At 64.0% G+C, this 4,879-nt stretch carries 7 protein-coding genes; 2 read left to right on the plus strand and 5 right to left on the minus strand.

Going from position 1 to position 4,879, the window contains the following annotated elements; translation table 11 throughout:
* Positions 1-61 precede the first annotated feature (61 nt).
* Complete coding sequence (locus EBBID32_RS12655; RefSeq protein ID WP_006958081.1) at positions 62-625, minus strand: urate hydroxylase PuuD; 564 nt, start codon at positions 623-625, stop codon at positions 62-64.
* Between the two features lie 212 nt (positions 626-837).
* On the opposite strand from EBBID32_RS12655, the gene EBBID32_RS12660 reads away from it, so the two are divergent.
* Positions 838-1,452, plus strand: a complete 615-nt coding sequence (locus EBBID32_RS12660) for a superoxide dismutase (protein ID WP_006958084.1) — start codon at positions 838-840, stop codon at positions 1,450-1,452.
* A gap of 132 nt (positions 1,453-1,584) precedes the next feature.
* Entirely contained in the window at positions 1,585-2,019 is a 435-nt protein-coding gene (locus tag EBBID32_RS12665) for a hemerythrin domain-containing protein (protein ID WP_006958086.1), read from the plus strand.
* A gap of 5 nt (positions 2,020-2,024) precedes the next feature.
* Here the strand turns inward: EBBID32_RS12665 and EBBID32_RS12670 are convergent, their stop codons facing one another.
* From EBBID32_RS12670 to EBBID32_RS12685, 4 genes are all read right to left on the minus strand, one after another.
* The gene (locus EBBID32_RS12670; protein WP_006958087.1) at positions 2,025-3,557 is read right to left on the minus strand and encodes a methyl-accepting chemotaxis protein; all 1,533 of its coding nucleotides are present in this window, start codon (positions 3,555-3,557) and stop codon (positions 2,025-2,027) included.
* Positions 3,557-3,838: a hypothetical protein gene (locus EBBID32_RS12675; RefSeq protein WP_006958089.1), complete on the minus strand. Its 282-nt coding sequence runs from the start codon at positions 3,836-3,838 to the stop codon at positions 3,557-3,559. The genes EBBID32_RS12670 and EBBID32_RS12675 overlap by 1 nt, the downstream gene beginning before the upstream one ends.
* A 65-nt stretch (positions 3,839-3,903) precedes the next feature.
* Positions 3,904-4,242, minus strand: coding sequence for a hypothetical protein (locus EBBID32_RS12680; RefSeq protein WP_006958091.1), 339 nt, complete (start codon positions 4,240-4,242; stop codon positions 3,904-3,906).
* Entirely contained in the window at positions 4,215-4,763 is a 549-nt protein-coding gene (locus EBBID32_RS12685; RefSeq protein WP_006958097.1) for a J domain-containing protein, read from the minus strand. Before EBBID32_RS12685 ends, EBBID32_RS12680 begins: the two co-directional genes overlap by 28 nt.
* Between the last annotated feature and the right edge of the window lie 116 nt (positions 4,764-4,879).

The following is a 4,879-nucleotide window of genomic DNA, read 5'->3' on the forward strand; positions in this document are numbered from 1 at the left end:
ACTTCGTGCTGCCACCTCCCCTTGCAGGGGAGGATGACACACCCCGGCACATCCTTGTCCCTCAACCGCCGTTGAAGTTGATCATGCAATAGAGCATCGCCAGCGACAGCAGCGTGTTGGTGCGCGAAAAGATCATTGCGGTGGTCGCGGCCTTCGCCTTCACCGCATCTTCGGCAGGCACCAGACCCAGCGCCTTCTTCTGGTTCGGCCAGATGACGAACCACACATTGGCCGCCATGATCAGCGCCAGCCACATGCCGATGCCGATCAGCACGAAACCGGGCTTGAAGGTCAGCGCCTCGACCAGATAGAAGCTGCGCCAGGCGATGACCACGCCGGTCAGCACGGTCAGCGCGGCCGACCAGCGGAAGTAAAAAAGAGCCGACGGAGCGATGAACTTGGACACGCCCGGTTTCAGTTCGGCGGGCACTTTGGGCATGGTCGGGATCTGCACGAAATTGAAATAATAGAGCAGGCCGATCCAGGTGATGCCGAAAAACAGATGGAGCCAGCGCAAAATCGCCTGCTCCGGTATCGTGTTCGCGGGAACCGCGAGGATCACCAGCAGCGCAAGGACAAGCCCCGCCGCCAGAACGAGATGCAGATTGCCGAAAAACTTCGCCATGACCCTACCCCCATTTTCCGACCGCCGCATGTGCCGGGCGGTCTGACCGAAAAGTCTATGTCATCGTTTCGGGAATGTCACATGGATATTTCCTCAACTTATAACGAAAATATCCTGTTTTCCGCAGCGCAATAAGCCTGCTAGGGGCGCGGAGCCTTCAGGCCGCAGCTTCGTTATGTGGCCGACCCCATCCATGAACCGAGGAGTAATTCATGGCTTTCACCCTGCCCGCCCTTCCCTATGCCAAGGATGCCTTTGGCGACATTTTGTCCGCCGAAACTTTCGATTATCATCATGGCAAGCATCACAACGCCTATGTCGTAAAAGCCAATGAACTGGTCGCCGCCGACGCCGCCCTCCAGGGCAAGTCGCTGGTCGAACTGATCAAATCGTCCAAGGGCGGCCTGTTCAACCAGGTCGGCCAGATCTGGAACCACAGCTTCTACTGGCTGTGCCTGTCCCCCGAAAAGAAGGCACCGTCGGGCAAGCTGCTCGACATGATCAACGAAACGTTCGGATCGGTCGATGCGCTGGTTGAAAAGCTGAAGGGCGAAGCCGTCGGCCATTTCGCCAGCGGCTGGGCCGCGCTGATCCTCAAGGACGGCAAGCTGGAAGTCACCTCCTATCATGACGCCGACACGCCGGTCGCTCATGAAGGCCATGCGCCGCTGCTGATCCTCGATGTATGGGAACATGCCTATTATATCGACTATCGCAACCTGCGCCCGGCCTATGCCGAAAAGCTGCTGAAGGAAGCGATCGACTGGGATTTCGTCGCGCTCAACCTGGACGGCGAAGGCGTCAGCCGCGCCGACCAGCCGGGCTGATGATGCAAATGCCCCCGCGCTGCAATGGTGCGGGGGCATTATCTGTCCCGTTCATTATGATGGCTGCGGCAACGCTTTATTAAGTCACGGCACGCATCATCGCCTTTCCGCAGGGACGGAAAGGGCGAAGCGATGGACATGACCGAATTGCGCCGGCAGCATGACGAGATCAGTCAGACCGCCCACCGGCTGGCGCTGGCAACGGCCGACCGCGTCAACCCGCGCAGCGTCGGCACCATACGCTGGCAACTTGCGCGCCAGTTGATCGCGCATCTCGCACTGGAGGACCGCATCCTCTATCCCGCCCTGCAACGCGCCGACGACTCTCGCACCCGCACCACCGCCGCCGCCCTCCAGACCGAAACCGGCGCACTGGCCGAAAGCTTTTCCCGTTATATGACAGCGTGGAGCGATGATCGCGTCGCGCGCGAATGGGCCGACTTCTGCGTTGAAACCAACGCCATCATCCGCGCGCTGAGCGAACGGGTCGACCGCGAAAATCGCAGCCTCTATCCGCTCGCCGACAAAATCGACAACAGCCCGGCGCGGATGGCCCGCACGGGCTGACAGGATCAGGCAGCTTCCAGTTGCGCCACGAACATGTCGGTTGCCCGCTGCAATTCCTGCGCCGTGCGCGACAGGCCGGTGGCGGCGCCCGATAATCGGCCCGACAGGCTTTCGGTATCCCGCGCAACGTCGGCTACCCCCTCCATCTGCCGAGTCATGATCGTGGCGTCGCGGGCCGTATCGCGTGCGGCCTGCTCGATCGCGCTGGTCGCATCGCGCTGATCGGCAACGGCGCGCTGGATCGCATCGGCGGCGTCCGCCAGTTGCCCGACCGCGCCGGCCACGTCCGACAAGGCATCCTGCGCTATGCCTGCCCCTTCCCGCGCGGACCAGGCGAGCGCCTCTATCTCTCCAGTCGCGCTGGCGGTCTGACTGGCCAGTTGCTTGACCTCGCCTGCCACGACCGCAAAGCCGCGTCCGACCTCACCCGCACGCGCCGCCTCGATCGTGGCGTTGAGCGCCAGCAGGTTGGTGCGCGCGGCAATGCCGGTGATCGATCCGGCAAAGCTGGTGATCGACGCCGTGCGCGCCTCCAGATCACGCACCGCCTCATGCCCGGCGGTCGACACGCGCTGCGCCTCTCCGCCCAGCACCGCCTGCTGCTGCGCCGCCGACGCGATGGCCGTAATCGATGCGGACAATGTCTCGATCCGGCGCGCCAGCAGGGCGGCACTGGCGGACGATTGTTCTGCGGCCGCCGCCGTTTGATGCGTGCCGGTGCTGGCGTCGCGCGCCAGACCGTTGAGCAATCGCGCCGATTCTTCCAGATCTTGGGTGGCGGCACCGACCGCCTCGACAATGCCGAACACGGACCGCCGGAAATCCTGCACCAGCACCAGTGTCGCTGCGCGACGATCGTTCGCCATACGGACCTTGTCCTGTTCCTGTGCATGGCGCAGCGCCGCTTCGCGCGAATCCGCCTCGCGGCTGGCGGCCATCGCCGCTTCCGCCGCAGTCCGCCCGCTTTCCGCCGCCTCCGCCAACTGTGCCGATTGCGCAATCTGGCCATCCAGCGCCAGCAACAGCGCACGCAGCCTGATCGTCAGATAGCATAGCACGGCGGTCAGCAGCACGACCGCCACGGCATGGATGGCGACACGCTCCAGATCACCGCTGCCGGGAAAAACCCAGGCGGGCAAAAGACTGTTGAGCAGCAGATGATGCGCCGCCGTCAGCGCCGCACCCAGCACGATCGGTCGCCAGTCATATAGCAAAACCAGCCCGGCCAGCGCGACGAAGAAGAACATATGCCCGTCCATCTGCCAGACATGGCCCGACAGCAGGTACAGGCCGATGGCAGGCTGCACCGCGGCCAGCGTCCCCATCGCCAGCCGCGTTTCGACATCGAGCCGTTGACGCAGGATCATGATCGTCGGCAGGGCATTGACCAGCACCGACAACGCCATCGCCTGCCCCCCGCGCTCGACACCCAGCAGCAGCGACATCGAACCCAGCGCGATCGTCCACAGCCAGCTGGCGAACAGCAGGACGCGCAATCCCTGAAGGCGCAACCGCCCAAGGCTGGAGGCGGCCTGCATCACACGGTTCCTCCGCAACCTGTACGATTCGTCGCGACCGCGATCACGCCATGGCCCAGCATCGTCAGTGCCAGCCGATCACGCCGTCCCTCGATCAGCAGCGACCCGGCCCATGGCCCCGCCGCCACCAGCCGCGCGCCATGGGCGATGGCGACGGGCGCCAGCGCGGCGCGCGCCTGCGCGGTCAGGGGCACCAGCAGCATCCGCCCGCTGACGGGCGGCGACAAGGTGAGCGCAACCAGGCCAAGCAGGATCAGGGCGCACTGCCCCACGATGGGCATAAGGCGTTGCACGGAAGGGAAATACATCATTCCAGCCGTTTAGGATGGAATTGGTAAGGATTGCTTTAACGATGTTCGGCCGGTGCCAACCCCAGCGTCTGCGCCAATATGTCCAGATCGGCACCGGGCTGGACCAGCAGCCACTCACGGCTGGCCGCACCATTCACCACGGTCACCGCGCCCTTGGGACAGACGCCCAGGCAGCTGACCTCGACAATGCCCGCCGCCGCCTTGCGCCCCTTTTTCAGCGACAAATGCCGCTTCAGCGCCTTGGCCAGTCGCACGTCGCCATCGGGGCCAAAGCCGCCATCCAGCTTCTTCTCGCATTTACGGCAGACCAGCACGGCATTGCGCCAATTGGATCGGACCAGCGCCTTCAATCCACCGCCCCGCGCGGCTTCCACGTCCGCCGCTCCTCGGCGGCGCGCAGCACTTCATAGGCGGCCTGGATCGTCTGGAAACGGGCGGCGGCCTGTGCGTCGCCGGGCTTGACGTCGGGATGATATTCCTTCGCCAGCGTCCGCCAGCTTTTCTTCACCGCCTCGAAATCCGCGTCATCCTCCAGGTCCAGTGCCTTGAGCGCATGGAGTTCGTCGCGCGACCGGCTGCCATCGCCCGGCCCGCCCCAGCTATGATAGGCGCTGCCCTGATAGCCGCCCGCATCGCGCCGCTCGTCGCGCTCGCGCTGTTCGCGTTCTTCCTGGTCCAGCCCCTGAAAATAGTCCCAATTGCGATTATATTCGCCCGCATGATCGGGGCAGAAATACCAGCGTTCCGGGCTGTTGGGAGATTTGGGCGCGGGGCAGTCGCCCGGCTGGTCGCAACCAAAGCGATCGCACATGCGCACGCGCTGCGCCTCACGCGATGCACCATAGGCACGCCAGCGGGGAAAGCCCCAGTCATTGGATCGGCTGTTTCGTGCCATCTGCCCGAATTAGGGAAGGTGCGGACGGAAAGCCAGCCCACCGCGCCAATTAGAATCAAAACCTATCAAGCCCGCCCATACCGGCATCCTCCCCTTGTAGGGGAGGTGGCAGCACG

Source organism: Sphingobium indicum BiD32 (assembly GCF_000382885.1).
GTDB lineage: Bacteria > Pseudomonadota > Alphaproteobacteria > Sphingomonadales > Sphingomonadaceae > Sphingobium > Sphingobium japonicum_C.